The organism is Acinetobacter pengchengensis, from assembly GCF_982235305.1.
Genome location: NZ_CEVATJ010000001.1, coordinates 1,111,453 through 1,135,541, shown reverse-complemented (window position 1 = coordinate 1,135,541; position 24,089 = coordinate 1,111,453). Strand labels below are relative to the sequence as shown.

General features: G+C 41.9%; 25 protein-coding genes. 15 read left to right on the top strand and 10 right to left on the bottom strand.

What is annotated here, in order from left to right:
• Positions 1 to 20: 20 nt before the first annotated feature.
• On the bottom strand, positions 21 to 596 hold the full coding sequence (locus AC0T5Z_RS05475; RefSeq protein ID WP_291340379.1) for a nitroreductase family protein: 576 nt from the start codon (positions 594 to 596) through the stop codon (positions 21 to 23).
• 379 nt (positions 597 to 975) lie between these two features.
• Between AC0T5Z_RS05475 and AC0T5Z_RS05470 the strand changes: the two genes are divergently transcribed.
• On the top strand, positions 976 to 1,353 hold the full coding sequence (locus AC0T5Z_RS05470) for a hypothetical protein (RefSeq protein ID WP_435337451.1): 378 nt from the start codon (positions 976 to 978) through the stop codon (positions 1,351 to 1,353).
• A gap of 110 nt (positions 1,354 to 1,463) precedes the next feature.
• On the opposite strand, the gene rhlB is transcribed toward AC0T5Z_RS05470, so the two are convergent.
• Both rhlB and AC0T5Z_RS05460 read right to left on the bottom strand, forming a co-directional pair.
• The gene (rhlB, locus tag AC0T5Z_RS05465) at positions 1,464 to 2,615 is read right to left on the bottom strand and encodes an ATP-dependent RNA helicase RhlB (RefSeq protein ID WP_004971493.1); all 1,152 of its coding nucleotides are present in this window, start codon (positions 2,613 to 2,615) and stop codon (positions 1,464 to 1,466) included.
• A 111-nt stretch (positions 2,616 to 2,726) separates the two neighbouring features.
• Positions 2,727 to 2,939, bottom strand: coding sequence for a cold-shock protein (locus tag AC0T5Z_RS05460; protein WP_004648643.1), 213 nt, complete (start codon positions 2,937 to 2,939; stop codon positions 2,727 to 2,729).
• A gap of 477 nt (positions 2,940 to 3,416) precedes the next feature.
• Between AC0T5Z_RS05460 and AC0T5Z_RS05455 the strand changes: the two genes are divergently transcribed.
• The 5 genes from AC0T5Z_RS05455 to AC0T5Z_RS05435 all read left to right on the top strand — a co-directional run bounded on the left by AC0T5Z_RS05455 (position 3,417) and on the right by AC0T5Z_RS05435 (position 6,280).
• Positions 3,417 to 3,674 carry a sulfurtransferase TusA family protein gene (locus tag AC0T5Z_RS05455; RefSeq protein WP_291340389.1) on the top strand — a complete coding sequence of 86 codons (258 nt, stop codon included), beginning with the start codon at positions 3,417 to 3,419 and terminating at the stop codon, positions 3,672 to 3,674.
• 162 nt (positions 3,675 to 3,836) lie between these two features.
• Positions 3,837 to 4,706, top strand: coding sequence for an RNA polymerase sigma factor RpoH (gene rpoH, locus AC0T5Z_RS05450; protein WP_004971496.1), 870 nt, complete (start codon positions 3,837 to 3,839; stop codon positions 4,704 to 4,706).
• Positions 4,707 to 4,878: 172 nt separating this feature from the next.
• Positions 4,879 to 5,244 (top strand): DUF423 domain-containing protein, encoded by a 366-nt coding sequence (locus AC0T5Z_RS05445; RefSeq protein ID WP_291340392.1) that lies wholly within the window; start codon positions 4,879 to 4,881, stop codon positions 5,242 to 5,244.
• 42 nt (positions 5,245 to 5,286) lie between these two features.
• Positions 5,287 to 5,484, top strand: coding sequence for a sulfur carrier protein ThiS (thiS, locus tag AC0T5Z_RS05440; protein WP_004971499.1), 198 nt, complete (start codon positions 5,287 to 5,289; stop codon positions 5,482 to 5,484).
• A 13-nt stretch (positions 5,485 to 5,497) separates the two neighbouring features.
• The gene (locus tag AC0T5Z_RS05435) at positions 5,498 to 6,280 is read left to right on the top strand and encodes a thiazole synthase (protein WP_291340394.1); all 783 of its coding nucleotides are present in this window, start codon (positions 5,498 to 5,500) and stop codon (positions 6,278 to 6,280) included.
• 108 nt (positions 6,281 to 6,388) lie between these two features.
• Here AC0T5Z_RS05435 and AC0T5Z_RS05430 read toward each other — a convergent pair whose 3' ends face one another.
• A complete protein-coding gene (locus AC0T5Z_RS05430; RefSeq protein ID WP_291340396.1) occupies positions 6,389 to 7,000 on the bottom strand; it encodes a glutathione binding-like protein in 612 nt (203 codons plus the stop codon).
• Between the two features lie 218 nt (positions 7,001 to 7,218).
• Here AC0T5Z_RS05430 and AC0T5Z_RS05425 point away from each other — a divergent pair, with 218 nt between their 5' ends.
• A complete protein-coding gene (locus AC0T5Z_RS05425) occupies positions 7,219 to 8,670 on the top strand; it encodes a SulP family inorganic anion transporter (RefSeq protein WP_291340398.1) in 1,452 nt (483 codons plus the stop codon).
• 190 nt (positions 8,671 to 8,860) lie between these two features.
• Positions 8,861 to 9,577, top strand: coding sequence for a tRNA (guanosine(46)-N7)-methyltransferase TrmB (gene trmB, locus AC0T5Z_RS05420; RefSeq protein ID WP_291340400.1), 717 nt, complete (start codon positions 8,861 to 8,863; stop codon positions 9,575 to 9,577).
• A gap of 83 nt (positions 9,578 to 9,660) precedes the next feature.
• On the opposite strand, the gene AC0T5Z_RS05415 is transcribed toward trmB, so the two are convergent.
• The 6 genes from AC0T5Z_RS05415 to AC0T5Z_RS05390 form a co-directional block, all read right to left on the bottom strand.
• A complete protein-coding gene (locus AC0T5Z_RS05415; protein ID WP_291340403.1) occupies positions 9,661 to 10,437 on the bottom strand; it encodes a Rossmann-like and DUF2520 domain-containing protein in 777 nt (258 codons plus the stop codon).
• Between the two features lie 105 nt (positions 10,438 to 10,542).
• Complete coding sequence (locus AC0T5Z_RS05410) at positions 10,543 to 11,340, bottom strand: thioesterase family protein (protein WP_291340405.1); 798 nt, start codon at positions 11,338 to 11,340, stop codon at positions 10,543 to 10,545.
• Positions 11,341 to 11,420: 80 nt separating this feature from the next.
• Positions 11,421 to 12,107 carry a class I SAM-dependent methyltransferase gene (locus tag AC0T5Z_RS05405; protein WP_435337452.1) on the bottom strand — a complete coding sequence of 229 codons (687 nt, stop codon included), beginning with the start codon at positions 12,105 to 12,107 and terminating at the stop codon, positions 11,421 to 11,423.
• 60 nt (positions 12,108 to 12,167) lie between these two features.
• Positions 12,168 to 13,160: a biotin synthase BioB gene (bioB, locus tag AC0T5Z_RS05400; protein ID WP_473786266.1), complete on the bottom strand. Its 993-nt coding sequence runs from the start codon at positions 13,158 to 13,160 to the stop codon at positions 12,168 to 12,170.
• A 191-nt stretch (positions 13,161 to 13,351) separates the two neighbouring features.
• Positions 13,352 to 15,040, bottom strand: a complete 1,689-nt coding sequence (locus tag AC0T5Z_RS05395) for an AMP-binding protein (protein ID WP_291341462.1) — start codon at positions 15,038 to 15,040, stop codon at positions 13,352 to 13,354.
• 84 nt (positions 15,041 to 15,124) lie between these two features.
• A complete protein-coding gene (locus tag AC0T5Z_RS05390) occupies positions 15,125 to 15,751 on the bottom strand; it encodes a TetR/AcrR family transcriptional regulator (RefSeq protein WP_291341460.1) in 627 nt (208 codons plus the stop codon).
• 148 nt (positions 15,752 to 15,899) lie between these two features.
• On the opposite strand from AC0T5Z_RS05390, the gene AC0T5Z_RS05385 reads away from it, so the two are divergent.
• The 7 genes from AC0T5Z_RS05385 to AC0T5Z_RS05355 all read left to right on the top strand — a co-directional run bounded on the left by AC0T5Z_RS05385 (position 15,900) and on the right by AC0T5Z_RS05355 (position 23,872).
• Positions 15,900 to 17,072: an isovaleryl-CoA dehydrogenase gene (locus AC0T5Z_RS05385; RefSeq protein ID WP_435337647.1), complete on the top strand. Its 1,173-nt coding sequence runs from the start codon at positions 15,900 to 15,902 to the stop codon at positions 17,070 to 17,072.
• Between the two features lie 15 nt (positions 17,073 to 17,087).
• Positions 17,088 to 18,707: a carboxyl transferase domain-containing protein gene (locus AC0T5Z_RS05380; RefSeq protein WP_414630603.1), complete on the top strand. Its 1,620-nt coding sequence runs from the start codon at positions 17,088 to 17,090 to the stop codon at positions 18,705 to 18,707.
• A gap of 11 nt (positions 18,708 to 18,718) precedes the next feature.
• Positions 18,719 to 19,516: an enoyl-CoA hydratase/isomerase family protein gene (locus AC0T5Z_RS05375; protein WP_291341454.1), complete on the top strand. Its 798-nt coding sequence runs from the start codon at positions 18,719 to 18,721 to the stop codon at positions 19,514 to 19,516.
• Positions 19,517 to 19,531: 15 nt separating this feature from the next.
• A complete protein-coding gene (locus AC0T5Z_RS05370; protein WP_435337646.1) occupies positions 19,532 to 21,526 on the top strand; it encodes an acetyl/propionyl/methylcrotonyl-CoA carboxylase subunit alpha in 1,995 nt (664 codons plus the stop codon).
• Entirely contained in the window at positions 21,523 to 22,425 is a 903-nt protein-coding gene (locus AC0T5Z_RS05365; RefSeq protein WP_291341450.1) for a hydroxymethylglutaryl-CoA lyase, read from the top strand. Before AC0T5Z_RS05370 ends, AC0T5Z_RS05365 begins: the two co-directional genes overlap by 4 nt.
• Before the next feature lie 100 nt (positions 22,426 to 22,525).
• Positions 22,526 to 23,230, top strand: a complete 705-nt coding sequence (locus AC0T5Z_RS05360) for a CoA transferase subunit A (RefSeq protein WP_291341448.1) — start codon at positions 22,526 to 22,528, stop codon at positions 23,228 to 23,230.
• 3 nt (positions 23,231 to 23,233) lie between these two features.
• The gene (locus tag AC0T5Z_RS05355; RefSeq protein ID WP_435337645.1) at positions 23,234 to 23,872 is read left to right on the top strand and encodes a CoA transferase subunit B; all 639 of its coding nucleotides are present in this window, start codon (positions 23,234 to 23,236) and stop codon (positions 23,870 to 23,872) included.
• Positions 23,873 to 24,089: the final 217 nt, after the last annotated feature.

The following is a 24,089-nucleotide window of genomic DNA, read 5'->3' as shown; positions in this document are numbered from 1 at the left end:
TTATATCCTAAAAAATAGACTTATCCGTTCCAATAACGAACATAAGCTTGCGTATTCAACTCAGCGCGTGCAGGAATGGCTTTGACCGCTGTTCCCACATAAATAATGCCTGAAATTAAATCATCTGCATTTAAGTTTAAAGCTTGTTTAAGCAAGTTCGACTCAACGACTGCTCCACTGCGCCACATACTGGCAAAGCCCTGCGCCTGTAAAGACAATAAAAAGTTTTGTACCGCAGCACCTGTACTTAAAGTCTGCTCAAAACGTGGTACTTTTGGATGATCCTGAAATTGCGTTAAAGCCAACACCAAAAGTGGCGCACGAAACGGATGTTGTTTCACCCGCTCTAACTGAACTGCATCAGTTTCGCCCATATCTGTCAAAGCTTGAGAAAGTAACTCACCAAATGCTTCACGCTGTTCAGCAGTAATTACCACAAAGCGCGTAGGTTTTAAACGATGATGATCTGGCGCGGTTAAAGCTGCCTGAAAAGCCATTTCTAGCTGCACAGCATTTGGTGCAGGTTCAACTAACTGCCCCATAGACTGGCGTTGATGAATATTCTGATGAACGATTTCTATCGCTGTATCCGTCATTAACTTATATAACTATTTCAATAATCTCGGTTAAGATTAGCATAAACTCAAAAAAATGCGCTATTTCCGTATGCTTATTTGCAAGATTCTTATTGGCACTCTGTGTACCTAAACTTTTAAGTTGAACCTGCTCAAAACACCTAAAAAATAATGCTTGGACTCATTTATCTATAGCTTAAGAGTATAAAAATCCATGATGGATTGGGTTTGATGCGTATAAATCAATGACGAATTATCAACACAGCATATACAGTGTCTACATTTAAAAGCAGCCAGATTATGTTCAACTAGATCAAATTGTTATTTTCAATCTGCTCATTTGAATTGAAATATCATCAACAAACGATACGCACAACAGCGTTTTAACCCTGAGGTAGAGATGAAAAAAATAGTCACCTTTTCTAGCCTTGCCGTTTTTGCACTTTTAACAGCATGTGCCACCACACCGAATAATTCACTTGCCATTCAAAAAGAAAACAACCTGTATGAAGTCACAGGTTTAGGTAAAAGTAATATTATTTCTAAAAATAATGCAATTACAGCTGCCAATAAAACCTGTGGTACGCGTGCCGCTCCAGTCTTGGTCGATGAAAAAACATCTTACAACGGTGCACTCAAAGGTGTGGTCGATGAGCAAACGGGACAAATGATTCAGGCAGCAGCAACTGTTTTAGGTACGATTGCGGGACGTAATACGGATATTGCTCGTGATGATGATTATCAAACTGTTTTGACCTTTAGATGTCAGTCAAAGTAAATTATTTCAGCACGACATAAGAGCCAAATACAAAAAGTCGCTCTACCGAGAGCGACTTTTAAACCAAGTGCAGCAAAATTTAAACTAAAATTAGCTTAAAAATTTAATGATTAGCAATAACCATCTAAACGTGTTAACGGCAATTTTTGACCAATCGCCTTTTCAATTTCTGGCAAATAGAACGCATCATCTTCAGACAAGAAGCTGATACTCACACCACGTGTACCTGCACGACCTGTACGACCAATACGGTGTACGTAATCATCGGACTGTTCAGGCAAAGTAAAATTCACTACATGCGACACACCATCGACGTGAATACCACGTCCTGCAACGTCAGTTGCAATCATGATGTTATGTTTACCGTTTTTGAATTGATCCAACATTTTTAAGCGTTTGTCTTGTGCAATCTCACCCGATAGCATCACCACTTTATAGCCATCTCGCTTTAAATGATCATAAAGCTTACGCACCTGATCACGACGATTGGCAAAAATCATGACTTTTTCAATGGGCTCATCACGTAAAATTTCTTCAAGCAATTTATATTTATCAGTTTTGGCAACCATATATACCCGTTGCTCAACATCGGCATTGGTTTTCTTTTCAGGTTCAATTTCCACTGTAACAGGTTCGAATAACCACTGTTGAGCCAAATTCAATACATCATAACTAAAAGTTGCAGAGAACATTAAAGTCTGACGCTGCTCTTTACGCGGTGAATAACGCACAATACGTTTTACCGATGGAATAAAGCCCATATCCAGTAAACGGTCTGCTTCATCAATCACTAAAAATTCAATTTGATCGAGCCAAACTTCTTTTTGTTCTACAAAATCAATTAAGCGCCCTGGTGTCGCAACAATAATATCGACAAAGTTTTTATTGAGTTGTGACTTTTGCTTATCAAAATCTACACCACCCAACAAAGTCACCACATTTAAGTCGGTAAATTTGGTCAGATCTTTTGCGTCACTTTCAATTTGCAAAGCCAATTCACGCGTAGGTGCCAAAACCAAAGCACGCGGTTCACCTCGATAACGCTGCCCTTGAATTGGGTTGTTCAATAAATCATTGATGACACTAATTAAAAAGGCAGCAGTTTTTCCTGTACCTGTTTGCGCACGACCAATAGCATCATGTCCAGCCAAAGTAAATTTTAAAACCTTTTGCTGAATTGGCGTCATTTCCTTGAAACCCAAAGCATCAATAGCTTGTTTCAATTGCGGATGTAAATTTAAGGTTTCAAAACCAGATGACATAAATATATGCTCGAACTTATACAGACAAAAAACTGACCTATTATAAACAGAAATACAAATAAAAAACGCCCCAATCAGAATTGGAGCGTTTTTTTTAGAATAATCGAGTGATTAATCTAGTGGCTGTACTTCTTCAGCTTGGAAGCCTTTTTGGCCTTTTACTACGCTGAATTCAACACGCTGACCGTCACGAAGCGAACGGTGGCCATCACCTTGGATCGCACGGAAGTGAACGAATACATCGTCGCCGCCATTGCGTTGGATAAAGCCAAAGCCTTTAGTGTCGTTGAACCATTTAACTACGCCTTGTTCACGAGCTGTCATAAGTTAATCCTCATTGATTAAAAAGAAGGACCACCCGGTGTTGCAAACAGCAGAGCAAACAAAGTTTAAAAATATTTTTATTTCTAAGCTTGTAATCATTCTGTATAACTATTAACAAAATCCCGGTTACATCCATTTGTAATAGGGCGACAAACAACGACTGTCTATCTAAAATCCTAAATACGCATCGAGCTTAACACGGGTTTATGACAATTAATAGATTTTTTTTAATTTATCTTGTTCAGTTTGAAGCGATTTAAACAAATCTAAAATTTTTTATTTCTGTTAAGTGACTTAGCACAATTTTGTTCTATAAATTTTATTGCAAATATCTCGCAAAATAAGCCAATTCTCTTGCCCTTATGCGCAGTAAGTCGCGCAATGAATAGTCTCTATGCTTCAGATGAAATTTATTTGGGATTTGTAAGTGAATTTGCTAGTATGATCATACTGTTTTTAAGGTGAATTTTTAATTCAATGCTGTGTGATACTGAACAACCTATCATAGTGATTGATGCCATGGGACAACCTTGTCCTATGCCTTTATTGATGCTGAAACGTGCCCTTAAACATTCAGATTCTGCTCGGTTTTTACTGAAGTCATCTGATCCGCACAGCCAGCAAGATGTGGTACGGTATTGTCAGTTACATCAATACAGCTGTGAAGCAAGCCAGATTTCGGCAACAGAGTTTCATTATGTGATTGATGTTGCCAAGCCAAAAGCATCGCAATAAGCACATCTATTTGATTGTTGATTTATTTTAATGACTTAATATTCGCCGCTTATTGCTATAAAGATTTACATATCTACACCAATTTTACTTATTTAAGTAGAATATTGGCATTAAGATAAAGACATCGGTTATTTTACCTACCCAATCCTATAAGGAGATCTCATGAGTGACAGCAGCAATCAGTTGATGCCCCTGTCATTATCTGCACCAGGGGTAAACCTCGGGGCTTATATTAGTACTGTTAACCAAATTCCTATTTTAACGGCTGAACAAGAAAAAGAGTTAGCCGAGCGTTATTATTACGATCAAGATTTAGACGCGGCTAAAATGTTAGTCATGTCGCATTTACGTTTTGTGGTGCATATTGCACGAAGTTACGCGGGCTATGGTTTACCGCAGGGCGATTTAATTCAGGAAGGCAACTTAGGCTTAATGAAAGCCGTGAAACGCTTTGACCCCAATATGGGCGTGCGTTTGGTGTCATTTGCTGTGCACTGGATTAAAGCTGAAATTCACGAATATGTTATTCGTAACTGGCGTATTGTTAAAATTGCCACCACCAAAGCACAGCGTAAATTATTCTTTAATTTACGTAGCCTCAAAAAATCTAGCAAAAAACTGACGCTTGAAGAAGCACAATCTATTGCCAATGACTTAAATGTGACCGCTGAACAAGTCTTGGAAATGGAAGGTCGTTTAACAGCTTATGACGCAGCTTTTGAAGCACAGGGCGATGATGACGATGAAGGGTCAACTTATGTTGCACCTGCATTGTATCTAGAAGATAACCGTTACGACCCTGCACGTTTGGTCGAAAACGAAGACTACGAAGAACAAAGCACTTCTGCCCTGCATGAAGCTATGGAGCAGTTGGATGATCGTTCACGTAATATTTTGCAGCGTCGCTGGTTAGATGATGATAAATCGACCTTGCATGAACTGGCAGCAGAATATAATGTTTCGGCAGAACGTATTCGTCAGCTCGAAAAAAATGCTATGGAAAAAATTAAAGTGGCGATGTCATCAAACTAATCTGACATTCTTCCAAGTGAATACTGGCACATCGAAAAATAAAATTGGGCAAACTGCCCTTTTTTATTGTCTTGGATTCGTACAACTGACATACAGGCAGGTAATTCTCGGATTTTCCCTAGCTTAAAAATGTGCTAAGGTTAAGCGCAAAATTAAATAGGTCAATTTGCGTATGTGGATTGCAATTTCTTCCTTGAATTTAGCGGCTGCGGTGTTACTTGGTGCATTTGGTGCACATGGTTTAAAAGCCCGTGCGACTGAAATTCAATTAGGTTGGTGGCAAACTGCAACAGATTATTTTTTCTATCATGCTCTTGGACTTTTGGCATTAGGGATCTTGGCTAAAGTGATTCCACAACTTCCCATTAAAGCAAGTTTCATTCTAATCCAACTGGGTATTTTATTTTTCTGCGGTTCACTTTATATCATGGCCTTGGACATTGTCCGCGGTTTGGGCATGATTACCCCAATTGGTGGTGCACTCATGATTGTGGGTTGGCTAAGCTTAGCATGGCAAGCCATGAAATATGCCAAATAAAGCCCAATCGTATTTTGTAATTTTGAAGATGGATTCTCGGTCATGCAAATTTATCTGAATGGCGAAGCACAACAGACCACTCATACGACCCTGTTACAACTGATTCAGGCATTAGATTTAGAAGGCAAACGTTTTGCCGTGGAGCAGAACGAAAAAATTATTGCCAAAAGCAAACTTGCCGAAACCCCTATTTGCGATCAAGACCGCATTGAAATTATTCATGCCGTTGGTGGCGGCTAAACTCGGAGCACCCATGCAAGATACTTTTAAAATCGGTTCACGTACCTTTAATTCACGTTTATTGGTGGGTACTGGCAAATATAAAGATTTAACCGAAACTGATTTGGCAATTCAAGCCAGTGGCGCAGAAATTGTCACGGTTGCCATTCGTCGTGTAAACATTGGGCAACATCCAGATCAACCCAACTTACTTTCCGTGATTCCACCAGAAAAATACACCATTTTGCCAAATACTGCAGGCTGTTTTGATGCCAACAGTGCCGTGCGTACCTGCATGCTGGCGCGTGAATTGCTGGATGGTCATAACCTCGTCAAACTGGAAGTTTTAGGCGATGAAAAAACCCTCTATCCCAATATCACCGAGACTTTAAAAGCCGCACGTACGCTAATTGACGATGGTTTTGAAATCATGGTTTATACTTCAGATGATCCGATTGTGGCGCAAGAATTGGAAAGTATGGGCTGCGTGGCGATTATGCCATTAGGTAGCTTGATTGGTTCAGGCTTAGGTATTCTCAACCCACATACCATTTCGATTATTAAAGAAAATGCCAAAGTACCTGTATTGGTAGATGCAGGTGTGGGTACCTCCAGTGATGCTGCGATTGCCATGGAGTTGGGGTGCGATGGTGTACTGATGAATACTGCAATTGCAGCAGCACAAAACCCTGTACTCATGGCATCTGCAATGCGCAAAGCAGTAGAAGCAGGACGCGAAGCTTATTTGGCAGGCCGTATGCCACGTAAGCGTATGGCGAATGCCAGCTCACCAGAAACGGGTTATTTCTTTAAATAATCATAAAAAAGTTGTGCGGTCTTTTTCAAGTTCGTCAGCTCAAATAAAAAGACGTTGAGTATCAACTCAACGTCTTTTTTATTAGCTGATTCTGGCAAAAAAAGCTGATTAAGGAATCAAGCCTTCATCACGCATCGCAATTTGTACCGACTGACGTGCAGCAACTTTATTACGGATTTCAACCACATGGCTATATGGGGTTAAATCATGCTCAATATGGTTTGACCAGTTGGTGATGACAAACAAATACGCATCGGCTGGGCCAAAGTTATCATCCACCAAATATTCATGGTCTGATGACGCAATCGCTTGATCAATATAAGTCAACAAACGATCTATTTCTGCATAAGCTTTTTCTTTTGCATCTGCATCTAATGGTCCAGCAAAAAATACCGCATAAGCATCATGTAATTCTGAGTTTAAATAACCCAACCATTCCAAAACTTTAGCACGACCTAAACCCGATGGCGGAATTAAGTCTTGCTTAGGGTCTTGCTGCGCTAAAAATGGCAATATTGCTACGTTTTCCGTCAAAATCAAACCTGGGTTAATTTCTATAGCAGGTACATAGCCTTTAGGGTTAATTTCGTAATAATCGACACCCTTTTCTGTTTTATGGGTTTTTAAATCCACACGTTCAATATCAAAATCGACATTCACTTCATTTAAAATAATATGTGCTGCTAAAGAACATGCGCCTGGTGAATAATAAAGCTTCATATTTGATCCTTGTTATATAACTATCTCTTTTTTAAATCGCTTGTCACAAACTTGCAAGTGATTGAACCTATGAATTGCAAAAAAGCGTAAATGTCTTAAAAAGTCCTTACGCTTTGACTATCCTGCAAAAGACAGGCTTTTTCAAGTCTGTTTTGCCTGCTTTTTTATCTCAAGATGTTTTAACATACAGCCCTTTAAAGTTTCATGAAATTGAGATTGTGATTAGCCTGAAAAAAGAAGAATGGTTTTCCAATATCCGAACAGATGTTTTGGCGGGTTTAGTGGTGGGTTTGGCATTAATTCCTGAATCAATTGCCTTTTCTGCTATTGCAGGCGTCGATCCGCAAGTCGGCTTATATGCCTCATTCTGTATTGCGGTCACGATTGCATTTTTTGGTGGGCGTCCTGCCATGATTTCTGCCGCGACAGGCGCCATGGCATTGTTAATGATTACCCTAGTTAAAGAACATGGTTTGCAATATTTATTGGCAGCAACGGTGCTCACAGGGTTGATTCAGGTTGTGGCAGGCTATTTTAAAGTTGCCAAACTAATGCGTTTTGTTTCGCAGTCGGTAGTTTATGGCTTTGTAAATGCTTTGGCGATTTTAATTTTTGTGGCGCAACTGCCTGAATTATCAAAAATGGATGGCTTAGGTTATTTGTTTGTAGGATTAGGCTTGGCGGTGATCTATCTATTTCCTTACCTCCCTAAAATTGGCAAAAGCATTCCCTCACCTTTGGTCTGCATTATTGTGCTGAGTGTGATTGCTTTAATACTTGGTGCAGATATGCGTACCGTAAGCGACTTAGGACAATTTCCCGATACACTGCCTATTTTTCTAGTGCCTGACATTCCGCTAAATTTTGAAACTTTATCTATTATTTTCCCTTATGCCATGACATTAGCCACAGTCGGTTTGCTTGAAACCATGATGACGACGACGATTGTCAATGAAGCCACAGGCACAGAAGCAGATCGGCATCAGGAATGTCGTGGTCAAGGTTATGCCAATATTGTCAGTGGCTTTATGGGCGGTATGGCAGGCTGTGCCATGATTGGACAATCCATTATCAACGTCAGCTCTGGGGCGCGCACACGTCTATCTACACTTACGGCAGGCGTGTTTTTACTGTGCTTGGTGGTTTTTCTCAAAGATTGGTTGGCATATATTCCTATGGCAGCCTTGGTCGCGATTATGATTATGGTGTCATTCACAACTTTTAACTGGGATTCCATCCGTAACTTCAAAAAGCATCCTAAACAAAGCAATATTGTTATGTTCGCTGTGGTGATTGTGGTGTTGGCTACCCATAACCTTGCTTTGGGTGTCTTTGTTGGGGTACTGCTTTCTGCTTTGTTTTTGGTGAATAAACTGGAAAGTGAAGTTAAAGTTAGCTCATTTTTATTGGGCGAACATACCCGCCAATATGTGATTTCAGGGCAAATTTTCTTTAGCAGTTCTGAAAAGTTTTATCAATTTTTTGATTTTTCAGAAGACATCAGCAATGTCACCATCGACTTAACGCATGCACATATTTGGGATATTACCTCTGTAAATATGCTAAATACCGTGGTGAACAAATTTAAAGCCCAACAAATTAAAGTGCATATTATTGGATTGAATGAAGCCAGTCATACCTTAATTGATCAATACAGCACCAATTCGTAATTGCTGCAAAATATTCAAACACCATTAAAGACCCAAAATGCTGAATCTTAATGATTCAGCATTTTTTATGCTCAAAGGGTGCAGATGGATCGCAATCTTGCGCGGCGCTGCGAAAAACCGCGAAAAAAATTGACTTCAATGGCTCAGGACTTAAAATACCGCATTCGAATTTATTAGATTTGCCAAAATTATGTCGAACGATCAATTAGACCAGCACGTTGTCGAGCTGGACAACCTCAACGAGCATCGTGAAATTGTAACGTTCATGCGCCGTTCTTCACCATTGAATACGTCACAACGTAGCGCCTTGCAACAATACGGCGACTTAATTTTGGAATATCCTGTTGGCGATTTACGTCAGCATTTTGAACACCCTGAACGCCCGCTCACCGTAGAAATTGGTTTTGGGATGGGGCGTTCTTTAGTACTGATGGCGCAAGCCAATCCTGAACGTAACTTTGTCGGGATTGAAGTCCATATTCCAGGGATTGCACAGTGCGTTTATGAAGCAGGTACAGCAGGTTTAAGCAATTTACGTGTATTAGATGCCGATGCAATTCAAGTTCTACGTGAAATGCCAGACAACAGCATTGATACGGTTCAACTCTATTTCCCAGACCCATGGCAGAAAAAACGTCACTTCAAACGCCGTTTCGTTGCCCATGAACGCATGGAATTGGTAGAGCAAAAATTAGTGTTAGGCGGTACGTTCCATGCAGCAACTGACTGGGAGCCGTATGCAGAATGGATGCTGGATGTATTGGACAATCGTTCACGTTTAGAAAACTTGGCGGGGAAAGGCAATAGCTACCCTCGTCCTGAATGGCGTCCACAAACCAAGTTTGAACGTCGTGGAATTGAAGCAGGTCATAAGATTAATGACTTTATCTTCAAGAAAATTAACTAGTTTCTACAATAAAAAATGCTTCCCTTCGGAAGCATTTTTTTCTGGGATGGTTTTATGGCATAAGTCCAAAGATTAAGAAACGACTAAGATTGATGACGTTCTAAAATCTGTTGGCTCATCAGTGTATAAACTTCGGCAAGTGCATGTTGCTGCCCTGCTGCCAATAAGTCTTGATGCATCTTTAAAATATTGCGATCGCCCCGCATAGCAGGTCCTGTTTGCATTTGACGCGGATCATTCTGGGTCGCTTTATGCGCAGTTTCCATCATAAGAGGATACAGCAAACTGAAATCTACTTGCTGGGCATCAACCACTTGCTTCGCCATGTCATAACAATAATTACTAAAATTACAGGCAAATACCGCAGCCAAATGCAAACTCAAACGCTGCTCTGAAGTATAGGCATAGACTTTTTTGCTTAGGCTATTTGCCAAAGTCACTAAAAGCTGCTGATCTTCAGCAAATGCAGCTTCTATGAATAAAGGTGTTTCTGACCAATCAATTTCACGCTCTAAACTAAAGGTTTGTAAGGGATAAAATACCCCTGAACGTGCATGATGCTGTTGCAATACATCTAATTTGGTACTGCCTGAGGTATGCACTATCAACACATGATTTAAGTCATGATAAATTTCCTGAATCACCTGTGCAATCGCCTGATCACTCACTGCGATAATCAGTAAATCTAGGTCTGAATGAAGCTGTTCTACTTCTGCAATCGCTTCTGCGCCAACCTGTGCAGCCAAATGCTGTGCCTTGTCCAGACTACGGCTATAAATTTGCACAATTTGATGCTGTGCGTTTAAAACATGAGCCAAATGATGTGCAACTCGCCCTGCACCAATCAAACCAATTCGCATAATATTTTCAAATAAAAAAAGATGAAATAATCTGCACACAGCATGCCAATAAAAAAAGGACGAAGCAATTCGTCCTAAGATTTTTTTGTTTAATTCTGAATCAATTTAGAATTGACGCAAAGTTAAAATTTGCTCACTGCGTCCAAATGGCCCTTGAGTATCATGCAAGACTGCACTCGTTAAGCCAATACCATCTTCACCATATTGTTGTGTCACTTCTAAACCCAGCCATTCGCCTTGCGGTAAACGGTGTAAATGCATTTGCAAATCCAAATTTGGAAAACCCCAACCCGCATTCGGGTCTAAGCGTGGCACTACGCCATTGGCGGTATCCACCATCCCCAATAAACGCACAAAACTGGATGTACTTTGATTTTCAACCATATCCAATTGGTTTCTTAACCAAACGATGCCCTTACCTGCACGACGATCCGGATGCGCACGGGTTTCAATGCTTTGAATATAGCCGCCCGGCCAACAACGCATACCATCCCAATCGGGTAAATATTCAGGGTTTTCTATTGGTAAATCTTCCAGTCCTGCAATCGCGCGTGTATCTGAGGTTTTCATTTTCCATGCGCGTGCCACAATACAGGTTTTTCCTTCAGCGCACATTTCCGCTTCAATCAGCTCAATGGTTTTACCTGGTCGGATCATACGGGTGGTGATACTAAACTCACCAAAGGTAATCAAGCCAAAAATATCTAAACCGACCCGACCAATACGCATATCATCACGCGGCTTAAATCGCTCAAGTTCTGCACACAAAATACCCGTTGCAGGTGCCATGTGTTGTTCATGCGGATTCCACGCGCCTTGTGCATGAATGTTGCAACGATAGTACGCCGTACAGCCACCATCGGCATGTTGTTCACGTTTAAGTAAAGTGTAATATGCTGACATTTTCTCTTTCCCTTATCTAACTTTTCTTGTGCTGATGTTTTTTCTACAAATAATGCTGACGTAATGATGTGATTGCTAAACTATTTCTGCGCAAAAAAACCATAATAATTCATAAGTTGACAATATGTTTTACACTGACGAAAACCGACTTGAGCCAGCAATGCCGCTTGTGTATCTGCAGTAATTAAATGAAAATCTTCGGCCATTCGTGCAAGCATTTTTTCTGCTTGTATTGCAGTTAAACCACAATCCAAAGCCAAATTCTGCATCCAGCGCAATTCTATATTTTCAGTCTGCTGCATCAGATCATAGCTTAATAAAATCGCTGCAGGTTTTAATGTTTGGTAAATATCTTGAAAAAATAAAGGTTTTTCTGCCACTGGTACAAAATGCGCCACCAAAATCGCCAATGCCGCATCAAACTGCAAGTTTTCTAGCTGCGCTTGCTGGGCAAATTGATGTGTATCTGCTTGTATAAAACGTACTCTCTCATACCCTGTCACAGACTGAATATTTTTTTCTGCTTGCTGCAGCATACTTAAAGATGGGTCGATGGCAGTAAATTGCCACTGAGGATGGTGTTGTAATAAATACTGCAACTCATAGCCTGTGCCACACCCTACGATTAAAATCCGCGCTGTTTCAGGCAAATGACTGCTTAAAATTGCATTGATGTGTTGATGTACCAATTCATACCCGGGAATGAGTTTCCGAATATGACTGTCATAGCCTGCAACCACAGTTGCACTGTGAAAATCTTTTGCCATATCACATGATTCTTATTTAATTTACGGACATTAAATATCTGAGTCTTTTTCAAAGTCTGCTTAAGCCACAGCCATCGCATCCACCGACAATTCCGAAACCGTTGGCTTGGCACGTTCAGGAACTAAGCCTAATTTTTGGAACAATTGTTTGTCTTTGCCTTCGCCTGCGTTTGGCGTCGTTAAAAGCTTTTCACCTGAGAATAACGAGTTCGCACCTGCCATAAATGCCAGTGCTTGATCTGAATCAGACAATGATTCACGCCCTGCAGATAAACGAATGTAACTGTTTGGCATAATAATACGTGCCACTGCAATGGTACGAATCCACTCAATCACATCTAATTTTTCGACTTCAGCCAGTGGTGTGCCTTCAATTGGAACTAACATATTGATTGGCACAGATTCAGGGTGTAACGGTAAAGTTGCCAATTCATGCAATAAACCAATACGGTCTTGAGTGTCTTCACCTAAACCGACAATACCGCCACTGCACACTTTCATACCTGTTTGACGCACAATATCCAAAGTATTTAAACGATCGTCAAAGCTGCGGGTACTGATGACATTGGGATAATATTCACGCGACGTGTCTAGGTTGTGGTTGTAATAATCTAAGCCTGCCTCTTTTAAACGTTCTGCCTGAGATTGGTTTAACATCCCCAAAGTCATACAAGTTTCTAAGCCGAGTGCTTTGACTTCACGCACCATTTCTAAAACATACGGCATATCGCGTTCATGCGGGTTGCGCCATGCAGCACCCATACAAAAACGTGAAGAACCTGATGCTAAGGCTTCTTTAGCCTCCTGAATGACTTTATCCACTGCAATACGTTTTTCAGCTTCAAGCTGTGAATCATAATGCGCAGACTGCGAGCAATATTTGCAGTCTTCAGGGCATTTACCTGTTTTAATCGACAATAAGGTACTGACTTGTACGGTATTGGCAGCAAAATGTTGGCGATGCACGCGCTGTGCTTCAAAGACTAAATCCAGAAAAGGCTGTTCATATAACTGCTGAATTTCTTCTCGAGTCCAATCATTGCGTATAGTCATTATTTTCATCCTTGATTATCACGCATCATGCTTATACTTGGTGTCATCTTTTACCAAGCTGAGTATGCGCTATATTTTAGTGTGATTATTCCTGTATAGAGTATCCCTTTATCTCTGCGTGAGAAATAAAGGGGGTGTACTGACAAATTTAAAAGGTCGATCTTACAGCAATGAATAGCTGAAATAATGCCTTAAGCAATTTCCTTTAAATTTAATTCTTCACGCATAAATTCACGTAATTTAAATTTCTGTGCCTTGCCTGAAGCGGTCATTGGAAATTCACTAAAGAAACGCACATAACGTGGGACTTTATTGTGTGAAATGTGTTCTGCACAGTATTGGCGAATTGCCTCTTCGGTACATTCATGGTGTTCATGTAGAATAATGCAGGCACATAGTTCTTCACCATAACGATGATCTGGCACGCCAATTACTTGTACATCGCAGACCGCATCGTGGGTATATAAGAAATCTTCAATTTCTTTCGGGAACAGGTTTTCACCGCCACGAATCACCACATCTTTAATACGACCTTTAATTTTCACAAAGCCTTCATCGTCCATTTCTGCAATGTCGCCTGTGTGCATCCAACGTGCAACATCAATGACTTCTTGGGTTTTGTCATGTTCATCCCAGTAACCCAACATGACTGAATAACCACGCACACACAATTCACCCAACTGTCCGCGCGGCACGACTTTGCCTTCTTCATCGACAATTTTTACTTCCAGATGTGGATGTACGCGCCCCACTGTACTGACACGACGTTCCACCGAATCTTCAGTCGAACTTTGTGCGCTCACCGGTGCTGTTTCGGTCATGCCATAACAAATGGTGATTTGTGACATGTGCATGCGGTCTATCACACGTTGCATAATTTCTTGCGGACACGGGCTGCCTGCCATAATGCCTGTACGCAAGCTAGATAAATCAAACTCATCAAACTGCTCATGCTCTAAAATGGCAATAAACATAGTCGGTACACCATAAGCAGCTGTACATTTTTCTTGCTGAATGGCTTTTAAGGTATCGAGTGGATTAAATACGGCTGATGGATAGACCATAGTTGAACCATGTGTGATACAGGCCAAATTACCCATCACCATGCCAAAACAGTGGAACAGCGGCACTGAAATACAAACACGGTCTTGCGGACTTAAATGAATCGCCTCACCTACAAAGTAACCATTATTTAAAATGTTATTGTGGGTCAGCATAGTGCCCTTCGGATTGCCCGTTGTGCCTGAGGTAAATTGAATATTAATGGTTTCATCGAACTGCAACTCACTGGCAATGTGTTGCAGTTTTTTTAGCATGTGTGTGGTTGGAGCGGTTAATAAATCCTGAAAACGATGCATTCCTGTATGTGCTTGATTATCAATTTTAATTACATGCTTTAAATGCGGCAAACGCTTGGAATTAAGAACTTTATTGTCTGCCTGACACAGCTCTGGGGCAATTTTGGTTAAGATGTCCTGATAGTTGGTGCTTTTAAATTCCGATGCAATCACCAAACCTTTGCAGGAAACTTTGTTAAGCACAAATTCCAGTTCATTGCTTTTATAGGCTGGGTTTAAATTTACCAAAATCACCCCTGCCTTAAAGGCTGCGAATTGAGTGATTGTCCATTCCACACAATTCGGAGACCAAATGGCAAGGCGGTCACCTTTCTTAAAACCGAGTTTTAATAAGCTACAGGCAAAGGCATTGACCTGTTGCTGCAGTTGCTTATAGGTCAGACGCACATTTTGATGCACGCTGACCAAAGCATCCTGATCTGCATATTGCTGACAAGCCTGATCAAACTTTTCACCAATAGTCATCCCTAATAAAGGCTGATTACTGGTGCCATAGGCATAACTTAACCGTACTTGTGTCATTGAATCGATCTCCTTGATTCTTTGTAATTCTGTTTTCCGTTATGACAACGATTACTTTTTGCCTGTTTTTGTGCGTTATTTTTACTATCCTCCCTGCTGTTTTCGCACTGCATTTACACAAAAGTCGGCAATTTGTTTGACAAAGTAATCTTTATAATTTTGATCAAACATCACATTGCGAGACGGGTTTAAAGGTTCAATCACTACAAATGTCATGGAGCCAACCACACCTAAAGCAGCAGTGTTTAAATCTTCAAAATCAAACTCACCATTGACTTTTCCTTCAGCCAAAATTTCCTTGATGCTCTGTTTGATCAGTTGTTTACTGCGAAAACGCTCATGTTCCATTTCTGGGTCTACAGGCTCGAACATTAACGAATACGCCAATTGGGGGCTGTTCATCGCACGCTTCACAAAAGTTGTAACAGATTTTTGCAATTTTTGTTTTGGCGTTAAATCTGACTTCGCAATGTGGTCCAAAATTTCGACCTCACGACGAATCGCATCCGATAAAACTTCAATCAGAATCTGACTTTTATTTTCAAAGTAGCGATACACCAAACCTGTAGAAACACCAGCGCGTTCTGCAATGGCTTGTATAGACGCTTCTTTAAAGCCCCCATGAGCAATAAGTTCACGAGCAGAATCTAAAATCGCGTTGCGATTTTGTTCCATACGTTCCTGCATCAATGATGATCTTTTATAACTCATATCTTATTCTCAACCAGATAAAATGAATTGTAAATCATTTTGTGAATTTTAGTTCACTTTTTTAAATTTTCGATGTATGTTAGAACCTAAGCACAACAAAAATGCTTGTTTTAGGAACAACAAATATAACCTCAGGATGAATGAATACATGCATTTACAAAGCTTAGACTTCGGTTTGGATGAAACCTTAATCGCACTGCGTGATTCAATCGCTGCTTTTTGTGCAAAGGAAATTGCACCCATTGCACAACAGATTGATCGTGATAACGAATTCCCTGCCCATTTTTGGAAAAAATTTGGCGATATGGGCTTACTTGGCTTAACCGTGAGTGAAGAATACGGCGGCACCAACTTAGGCTATTTGGCTCACATCATTGCCATGCAAGAAATTTCTCGTGCATCAGCATCCATTGGTTTGTCTTACGGTGCTCATTCTAACCTATGTGTGAACCAAATTAAGCGAAATGGGACAGAAGAACAGAAGCAACGCTATTTGCCAAAACTGATTTCAGGCGATTACGTCGGTGCTTTGGCAATGTCTGAACCAAATGCAGGCTCAGACGTAGTCAGCATGAAACTGAAAGCTGAAGATAAAGGCGATCATTACTTGCTCAATGGCTCAAAAATGTGGATTACCAATGGCGGTGATGCAGATGTTTTGGTGGTCTACGCAAAAACCGATTTACAAGCCGGGGCCAAAGGCATGACCGCTTTTCTGGTTGAGAAAAATATGCCGGGGTTTAGTCACGGTACGCACCTAGACAAACTCGGCATGCGTGGCTCAAACACTTATCCACTATTTTTTGACAATGTCGCAGTGCCCAAAGAAAACGTGCTCGGCGGTGTCGGCAATGGCACCAAAGTGCTGATGAGCGGTCTGGACTATGAACGTGCTGTTTTAAGTGCAGGCCCACTCGGCATTATGGATGCCTGCATGGACACCGTGATTCCTTATATTCATGAGCGTAAACAGTTTGGTCAGGCATTGGGTGAATTCCAACTTATGCAAGGCAAAATTGCCGATATGTATTCGACTTGGTTGGCATGTAAGGCGTTGGTTTATGCCGTAGGTGCAGAATGTGACAAAGCTGAACACAGCCGCAGTCTGCGTAAAGATGCAGCCAGTGCCATTTTATACGCTGCCGAAAAAGCCACGTGGATGGCCGGTGAAACCATTCAAACCTTAGGCGGCAATGGCTATATCAATGAGTTTCCTGCAGGACGTTTATGGCGTGATGCCAAACTCTATGAAATTGGTGCGGGTACTTCAGAAATTCGCCGTATGTTGATTGGACGTGAACTGTTTAACGAAACTGCCTAAAAATAAATCACAAAAATAGACAAGGAGGTTGGCATGAATCAATTACAGAGCAAAATTAATACTCGCAGCGATGAGTTTAAAAACAACCAAGCTGCGATGCAAAGCCTAGTCGATGACCTCAGAGAAAAAGTCCAAAAAATTGCTTTGGGTGGCGGCGAAACTGCACGCCAAAAACATTTAGACCGTGGCAAATTGCTGCCGCGTGAACGGATTGACCACCTGATTGATCCAGGTACTGCATTTATTGAAATTGGTCAGTTGGCCGCTTATCAGGTTTATCAGGATGAAGTCCCTGCTGCAGGCGTGGTAGCAGGCGTGGGGCAGGTCAATGGCGTGACCTGCATGATCATTGCCAACGATGCCACCGTGAAAGGCGGGACTTACTACCCTCTCACGGTGAAAAAGCATTTACGCGCTCAGGAAATTGCTGAGCAGAATCACCTGACCTGTATTTATCTGGTCGATTCAGGCGGTGCATATTTGCCGCTGCAAGATGAAGTCTTTCCAGACCGTGATCACTTCGGACGTATTTTCTATAATCAGGCCCGCATGTCGAGCATGGGCATTGCCCAAATTGCTGTCGTCATGGGAAGCTGTACCGCAGGCGGTGCTTATGTACCTGCCATGTCGGATGAAACCATTATTGTGCGTAATCAGGGCACGATTTTCTTGGGCGGCCCACCATTGGTTAAAGCCGCAACTGGTGAAGTGGTCAGCAGTGAAGACTTGGGTGGTGGCGATGTGCACACTCGCCTTTCAGGTGTGGCCGATCATTTGGCAGAAAATGATGAACATGCTTTGGCAATTGCCCGCAACATCGTCGCCAATTTAAATAAAAAACCAAATCCACAGCCAGAAAATGTCGAAGCGCCGTTATTTGATGCCTCTGAATTGTATGGCATTGTTCCAACAGATGCACGTAAACCATTTGATGTGCGTGAAGTGATTGCCCGCATTATCGATGGTTCACGTTTTGACGAATTTAAAGCACGCTTTGGCACCACATTAATTACAGGTTTTGCCAAACTATATGGTATGCCTATCGGGATTATTGCCAACAATGGGATTCTGTTTTCCGAATCGGCACAAAAAGGTGCACACTTTATTGAACTGTGCACCCAACGCAACATTCCCCTGTTATTTATTCAAAACATTACAGGCTTTATGGTTGGACGCCAATATGAAAATGAAGGCATTGCTAAAAATGGTGCCAAACTGGTGATGGCGGTTGCCACTGCTAATGTGCCTAAACTAACTTTGGTGATTGGCGGTTCTTTTGGTGCAGGTAACTACGGGATGTGTGGTCGTGCTTATTCACCACGCTTTATGTGGACATGGCCAAACTCACGTATTTCGGTAATGGGTGGCGAACAAGCATCGAGCGTACTCTCCACCTTAAAACGTGATCAGTTAGAAGCCAAAGGCGGCAGCTGGTCTGCAGAAGAAGAAGATCAATTCAAACAGCCGATTCGTGAACAATACGAGCGTCAGGGTCATCCATATTATGCTTCAGCACGTTTATGGGATGATGGTGTGATTGACCCAGCACAGTCACGTGAAGTCCTGGCATTAAGTTTAGCCGCTGCCCTCAATGCACCTATTCAACCGACCAAATTTGGCGTGTTCCGCATGTAAGAGGTGACAAAATGGATTATCAATTTTTACAACTCGAACAGCACAACCAAGTGGCTACGGTTTGGATTAATCGTGCGGAATTGCATAACGCTTTCAATACGCAGGTGATTGAAGAATTACACGCCTGCTTTCAAGCCCTCAATACCCGCGATGATATTCGAGTGGTGATTTTGGCAGGGCGCGGCAAAAGTTTCTCTGCAGGCGCAGATTTAAACTGGATGAAACAAGCAGGTCAAGCTTCTGCAACAGAAAATCAAGCTGATGCCTTGAAACTGGCGAAAATGCTGCAAAGTTTAGCGACTTTAAAGCAACCGACCATTGCCCGTGTACATGGCATTGCTTTTGGTGGCGGTATGGGTTTGGCCTCTGCCTGTGATATTTGCGTTGCTAGCACCGATGCCAAATTTGCGACTTCTGAAGTACGTTTAGGACTAGCCCCTTCGACTATTAGCCCTTATGTCATTCGTGCGATTGGTGCACGTCAGGCATCACGTTACTTTTTAACGGCAGAACGAATTTATGCAGAACAGGCACACGCTATTGGTCTGGCACATGAAGTAACCACACCGGAACAGCTCGATAGCAAAATTGATGAGATTGTACAGGCCTTATTACTGGGTGGCCCAGAAGCGCAACATGCTTCTAAACAACTGATTCAGATGGTCAATTATCAAGTTTTAACTGAAGATTTACTCCAACAAACTGCACAGCATATTGCACATGTTCGCCAAGGAGATGAGGCGAAAAATGGCTTAAATGCATTTTTGAATAAACAAAGCCCGGCTTGGATCAAGACCACGGCAGAATAAAAGAAGGATCGCACGATGTTTGAAAAGATTTTAATTGCCAACCGTGGTGAAATTGCCTGCCGTGTAATTCGTACCGCAAAAAAACTCGGGATTGCGACTGTTGCGGTGTATTCAGATGCCGATGCACAATCACAGCATGTCAAACTCGCAGATGAAGCCATTTATATTGGTGAATCACTTGCGGCACAAAGTTATTTGCAAGTTGAACGTATTATTCAGGCAGCCAAAAGTACTGGGGCGCAAGCCATACACCCGGGTTATGGTTTCTTATCTGAAAATGACCAGTTCGCACTAGCCTGTAAAGACAACAATATTGTTTTTATTGGCCCACCAGTTGAAGCCATTTTGGCAATGGGTCTAAAGGCGACCTCTAAGGCTCTGATGGAAAAAGCTGGTGTGCCACTAACTCCGGGCTATCATGGCAGCAATCAAGATGCAGCATTCTTAAAACAACAAGCCGACAGCATTGGTTATCCTGTGCTCATTAAAGCCAGTGCAGGCGGTGGTGGTAAAGGCATGCGCTTGGTAGAACGCAGTGAAGACTTTCTCAGCTCGCTGGCTTCATGTAAGAGTGAAGCACGCTCTAGCTTTGGCAATGAAGATGTGCTGATTGAACGCTATGTGATTCAACCACGTCATATTGAAGTACAGGTTTTTGGAGATACTCACGGCAACTACGTGCATTTATTTGAACGTGATTGCTCGGTGCAGCGTCGTCACCAAAAAGTGCTTGAAGAAGCACCAGCACCAAAAATGCCACCACATAAACTCGAAACCATGCGCCAAGCCGCGATTGATGCCGCGCGTGCCGTAAATTACGTGGGCGCAGGTACGGTAGAGTTTATTGTCGAGCAAGACGGTACCGCTTATTTCATGGAAATGAATACCCGCTTGCAAGTAGAACACCCAGTCACAGAAATGATTACAGGACAAGACTTGGTCGAGTGGCAATTACGGGTTGCCTTTGGTGAGACCTTGCCAAAACAGCAACATGAATTGCAAATTCACGGCCATGCCCTTGAAGCACGTGTGTATGCCGAAGAACCAGAAAAGGGCTTTATTCCTGCCATTGGTCAAATCAGCTATCTACATTATCCAGAGCAAAATGACGCAGTACGTGTCGATAGCGGAATTGTCGAAGGCGATGAAATCAGCACCTACTATGACCCAATGATTGCCAAACTGATTGTTTGGGGTAAAAACCGTGATGCGGCATTAACCCAAATGCACCATGCTTTAACTCAGTTCCATGTCGATGGTTTAGCTAACAATATTGCATTCTTGGATCGTTTAGTACTGTGTGACTCCTTTAAAAATGCCAATTTGGATACCGGGCTTATTCAACGTGAGGAAGCATTCTTACTTAATTCAAAACCTGAAGTCGCTACTGAAACCGTCGTTGCAGCTGCGTTAATTGATGTGCTTTCTCGTATTCAGAGAAACAAAGCGGCAAACAACGCGGTTTGGCAAAAAGATCTCTTCTGGCGCTTAAATCAGAGAAATGTCCACACAGTGCAATTACAATACAATAGCCAAACATTCAAAATCCATTTAAAACCATGCAGTTCTGGTTTTGAAGCACACTTCAATGGGCAAACGCTGAGCGTTAAAGGCGAGCTTTTAGATGCACATCGTCTCCAGCTTTGCATTAATGGTCAGCAGCAAAAAATAGCATTTAACCAACATGCCCAAGGCATCACCCTATTCCAAAATGGTCAGCGTCATCTGTTTAACTATGTGCAATCAAACTTTAACAGCGATGATCACCAAGACAATGCCAACAACCTGACTGCACCTATGCCAGGTGTGATCACCCAAGTCTTGGTGGCAGCCAATGCCCGCGTGAAAAAAGATGATGTGCTGATGACACTGGAAGCCATGAAAATTGAATATTCAATTCGTGCACCTTTCGATGGCATTGTGGCAAGTTCGTACTTCCAAGCGGGCGATCAGGTCAAAGCAGGTGATGAACTGGTTGAATTTGAAGCCTTGACGGAGGAAGTTGCATGACTGAATTTGTCAAAATTGTAGAAGTTGGCCCGCGAGATGGTCTACAAAATGAGAAAACACCACTCACTTTGGCAGACCGTAAAAACTTGATTCTGGATTTAATGCAAACAGGTTTAAGCAGCATTGAGGTCGGTTCTTGCGTATCGGCCAAATGGGTGCCGCAAATGGCAGACAGCGATGTGCTGTTTGCCAACCTGCCACAAGATCCCAATATTCAATTCAGTTTATTGACCCCAAACTTAAAAGGTTTTAAATCAGCTTTGGCGGTAGGTTGCAAAGAAGTTGCTGTGTTTACCGCAGCTTCTGAAAGTTTTACCCGAAAAAACATCAACTGCTCAATTGAGGAAAGTCTGGAAAAGTTTAGTGAGGTCATGCGTCAAGCTAAAGCGCACAGCATTCGCGTGCGTGGTTATGTTTCTTGTATGGTGGACTGTCCTTATGAAGGTGCGATTGACCCGAAACAAGTCGCAAAAGTCACACAGCAATTATTAGACATGGGCTGCTATGAAGTGTCTTTGGGTGAAACCATTGGTACAGCAACCCCTGACCGTGTGAAAAAAGTTTGGGATGCATGTTTAGCACAGGTTGATGCCAAAGTTTTAGCAGGTCATTTCCACAATACTTATGGTATGGCGATTGCCAATATTTATCAGTCGCTCTTGCAAGGTATTCGTGTATTTGATTCATCTATTGCTGGTTTGGGTGGCTGTCCGTATGCCAAAGGTGCATCGGGCAATGTATCTACCGAAGACCTCTACTATTTACTGTCTAAAATGGGTTTTGAAACAGGTGTGCAGTTAGACGCGTTAATGCAAGCCAGTCGCAACATCAGTAATATCTTACAGCGCGATAATCCATCTAACTATGCCAATGCGTATTGGCAAAAGGTCTGTGCTTAAAACCGATTTCATCCTCAATAGCTTTGAAACATAATCGACAAGTATGCAACAACATAACATGGCAAGTGAATGCCGTGCAGAGAATAAATAGAGGTTATAAATGTCCAATAAAGTACATGACAGCGCACAAGCTGCATTAAATGGTTTGGTTCAAGATGGGCACACCTTGGCGGTGGGTGGTTTTGGATTATGCGGTATTCCAGAAGCCTTGATTGCTGCATTAAAAGATACAGGCGTCAAACAACTGACTTGTATTTCCAACAACGCAGGGGTCGATGGGTTTGGCTTAGGCTTATTGCTAGAAACCAAACAAATTAAAAAAATGATTTCATCTTATGTTGGTGAAAATAAAGAATTTGAACGCCAGTTTTTAAGCGGCGAACTGGAAGTTGAACTCACTCCGCAAGGCACACTTGCAGAAAAACTACGCGCAGGTGGTGCGGGTATTCCTGCATTTTTCACCCCAACAGGTGTAGGTACTGTTATTGCAGAAGGTAAAGAAGTCCGTGAATTTAACGGCAAAGATTATATTTTAGAAGAATCTTTGACTGCAGATGTCGCTTTGGTCAAAGCCTACAAATCAGATAAAGCAGGTAATCTTGTTTTCCGTAAAACAGCACAAAATTTTAATCCTGTCTGTGCTATGGCAGGCAAAATCACCATTGCGGAAGTTGAACAAATTGTTGAAATTGGTGATTTAGACCCAGACGAGATTCACTTACCCGGTATTTATGTGAACCGCATTGTCCTCAATGCAAGCCCAGAAAAACGTATTGAACAAATGACTTTAAAGGCGGAGGCTTAAGACATGGCTTGGACGCGTAATCAAATGGCGCAGCGCGCTGCACAAGAATTAGAAGATGGCTTTTATGTCAATTTAGGCATTGGCTTGCCAACACTGGTGGCCAATTATATTTCTGAACAGATCAATGTTTGGTTGCAGTCTGAAAATGGCTTACTTGGCATTGGTGAATTTCCGACTGCCGACACTGTAGATGCAGATCTAATCAATGCAGGCAAACAAACTGTGACGGCACGTAAAGGGGCAGCTTTTTTTTCCAGTGCAGATTCCTTTGCCATGATTCGTGGCGGGTATATCAATATTGCTATTTTAGGGGCAATGGAAGTTTCTGAACAAGGTGATCTTGCCAACTGGATGATTCCTGGCAAGAAAGTTAAAGGCATGGGCGGTGCAATGGATTTGGTTGCAGGCGTACAAAAAGTCGTGGTGCTGATGGAACATTGTGCAAAAGATGGTACGCCTAAAATTGTATCACAGTGCAGTTTGCCACTTACGGGCAAAGCGGTGGTGCATCGTATCATTAGCGACTTAGGCGTACTGGATATTACCCCACAAGGTATCAAGTTGATTGAACTTGCACCCGATGTCAGTTTTGATGAAATTCAAAAAGTCACAGGTGTTGTCCTACAAAAAGCCGCAGCTTGATGAGTTTATTTCAATTCAAACCCCTCTTCTTTGCAGGTTTTAATACACAGCTTTAAACTTAATACAAGGGAGAGGGTTTATTTTGCCTTACATGCTTTTTCACTTAACCCATTAAATAATCCACTGATTTATGAAGCCATTCTGTTAAACTCATGATCATCTAAAAATCATCTTTCCATTTCGATATTTGTATGATGCTTCGGGATTGACTAGCAAT

Excerpts from the sequence above, each read along its gene's own strand:
- AC0T5Z_RS05415 (WP_291340403.1), bottom strand. The coding sequence starts at position 10,437 with ATGCGAATTGGTTTGATTGGTGCAGGGCGAGTTGCACATCATTTGGCT.
- AC0T5Z_RS05370 (WP_435337646.1), top strand. The coding sequence starts at position 19,532 with ATGTTTGAAAAGATTTTAATTGCCAACCGTGGTGAAATTGCCTGCCGT.
- AC0T5Z_RS05455 (WP_291340389.1), top strand. The coding sequence starts at position 3,417 with ATGCTGTGTGATACTGAACAACCTATCATAGTGATTGATGCCATGGGA.
- AC0T5Z_RS05430 (WP_291340396.1), bottom strand. The coding sequence starts at position 7,000 with ATGAAGCTTTATTATTCACCAGGCGCATGTTCTTTAGCAGCACATATT.
- AC0T5Z_RS05435 (WP_291340394.1), top strand. The coding sequence starts at position 5,498 with ATGCAAGATACTTTTAAAATCGGTTCACGTACCTTTAATTCACGTTTA.
- AC0T5Z_RS05475 (WP_291340379.1), bottom strand. The coding sequence starts at position 596 with ATGACGGATACAGCGATAGAAATCGTTCATCAGAATATTCATCAACGC.
- AC0T5Z_RS05460 (WP_004648643.1), bottom strand. The coding sequence starts at position 2,939 with ATGACAGCTCGTGAACAAGGCGTAGTTAAATGGTTCAACGACACTAAA.
- AC0T5Z_RS05395 (WP_291341462.1), bottom strand. The coding sequence starts at position 15,040 with ATGACACAAGTACGGTTAAGTTATGCCTATGGCACCAGTAATCAGCCT.
- trmB (WP_291340400.1), top strand. The coding sequence starts at position 8,861 with ATGTCGAACGATCAATTAGACCAGCACGTTGTCGAGCTGGACAACCTC.
- AC0T5Z_RS05365 (WP_291341450.1), top strand. The coding sequence starts at position 21,523 with ATGACTGAATTTGTCAAAATTGTAGAAGTTGGCCCGCGAGATGGTCTA.
- AC0T5Z_RS05445 (WP_291340392.1), top strand. The coding sequence starts at position 4,879 with ATGTGGATTGCAATTTCTTCCTTGAATTTAGCGGCTGCGGTGTTACTT.
- AC0T5Z_RS05470 (WP_435337451.1), top strand. The coding sequence starts at position 976 with ATGAAAAAAATAGTCACCTTTTCTAGCCTTGCCGTTTTTGCACTTTTA.
- AC0T5Z_RS05405 (WP_435337452.1), bottom strand. The coding sequence starts at position 12,107 with ATGGCAAAAGATTTTCACAGTGCAACTGTGGTTGCAGGCTATGACAGT.
- thiS (WP_004971499.1), top strand. The coding sequence starts at position 5,287 with ATGCAAATTTATCTGAATGGCGAAGCACAACAGACCACTCATACGACC.
- bioB (WP_473786266.1), bottom strand. The coding sequence starts at position 13,160 with ATGACTATACGCAATGATTGGACTCGAGAAGAAATTCAGCAGTTATAT.
- AC0T5Z_RS05355 (WP_435337645.1), top strand. The coding sequence starts at position 23,234 with ATGGCTTGGACGCGTAATCAAATGGCGCAGCGCGCTGCACAAGAATTA.
- AC0T5Z_RS05390 (WP_291341460.1), bottom strand. The coding sequence starts at position 15,751 with ATGAGTTATAAAAGATCATCATTGATGCAGGAACGTATGGAACAAAAT.
- rhlB (WP_004971493.1), bottom strand. The coding sequence starts at position 2,615 with ATGTCATCTGGTTTTGAAACCTTAAATTTACATCCGCAATTGAAACAA.
- AC0T5Z_RS05385 (WP_435337647.1), top strand. The coding sequence starts at position 15,900 with ATGCATTTACAAAGCTTAGACTTCGGTTTGGATGAAACCTTAATCGCA.
- AC0T5Z_RS05375 (WP_291341454.1), top strand. The coding sequence starts at position 18,719 with ATGGATTATCAATTTTTACAACTCGAACAGCACAACCAAGTGGCTACG.
- AC0T5Z_RS05360 (WP_291341448.1), top strand. The coding sequence starts at position 22,526 with ATGTCCAATAAAGTACATGACAGCGCACAAGCTGCATTAAATGGTTTG.
- rpoH (WP_004971496.1), top strand. The coding sequence starts at position 3,837 with ATGAGTGACAGCAGCAATCAGTTGATGCCCCTGTCATTATCTGCACCA.
- AC0T5Z_RS05410 (WP_291340405.1), bottom strand. The coding sequence starts at position 11,340 with ATGTCAGCATATTACACTTTACTTAAACGTGAACAACATGCCGATGGT.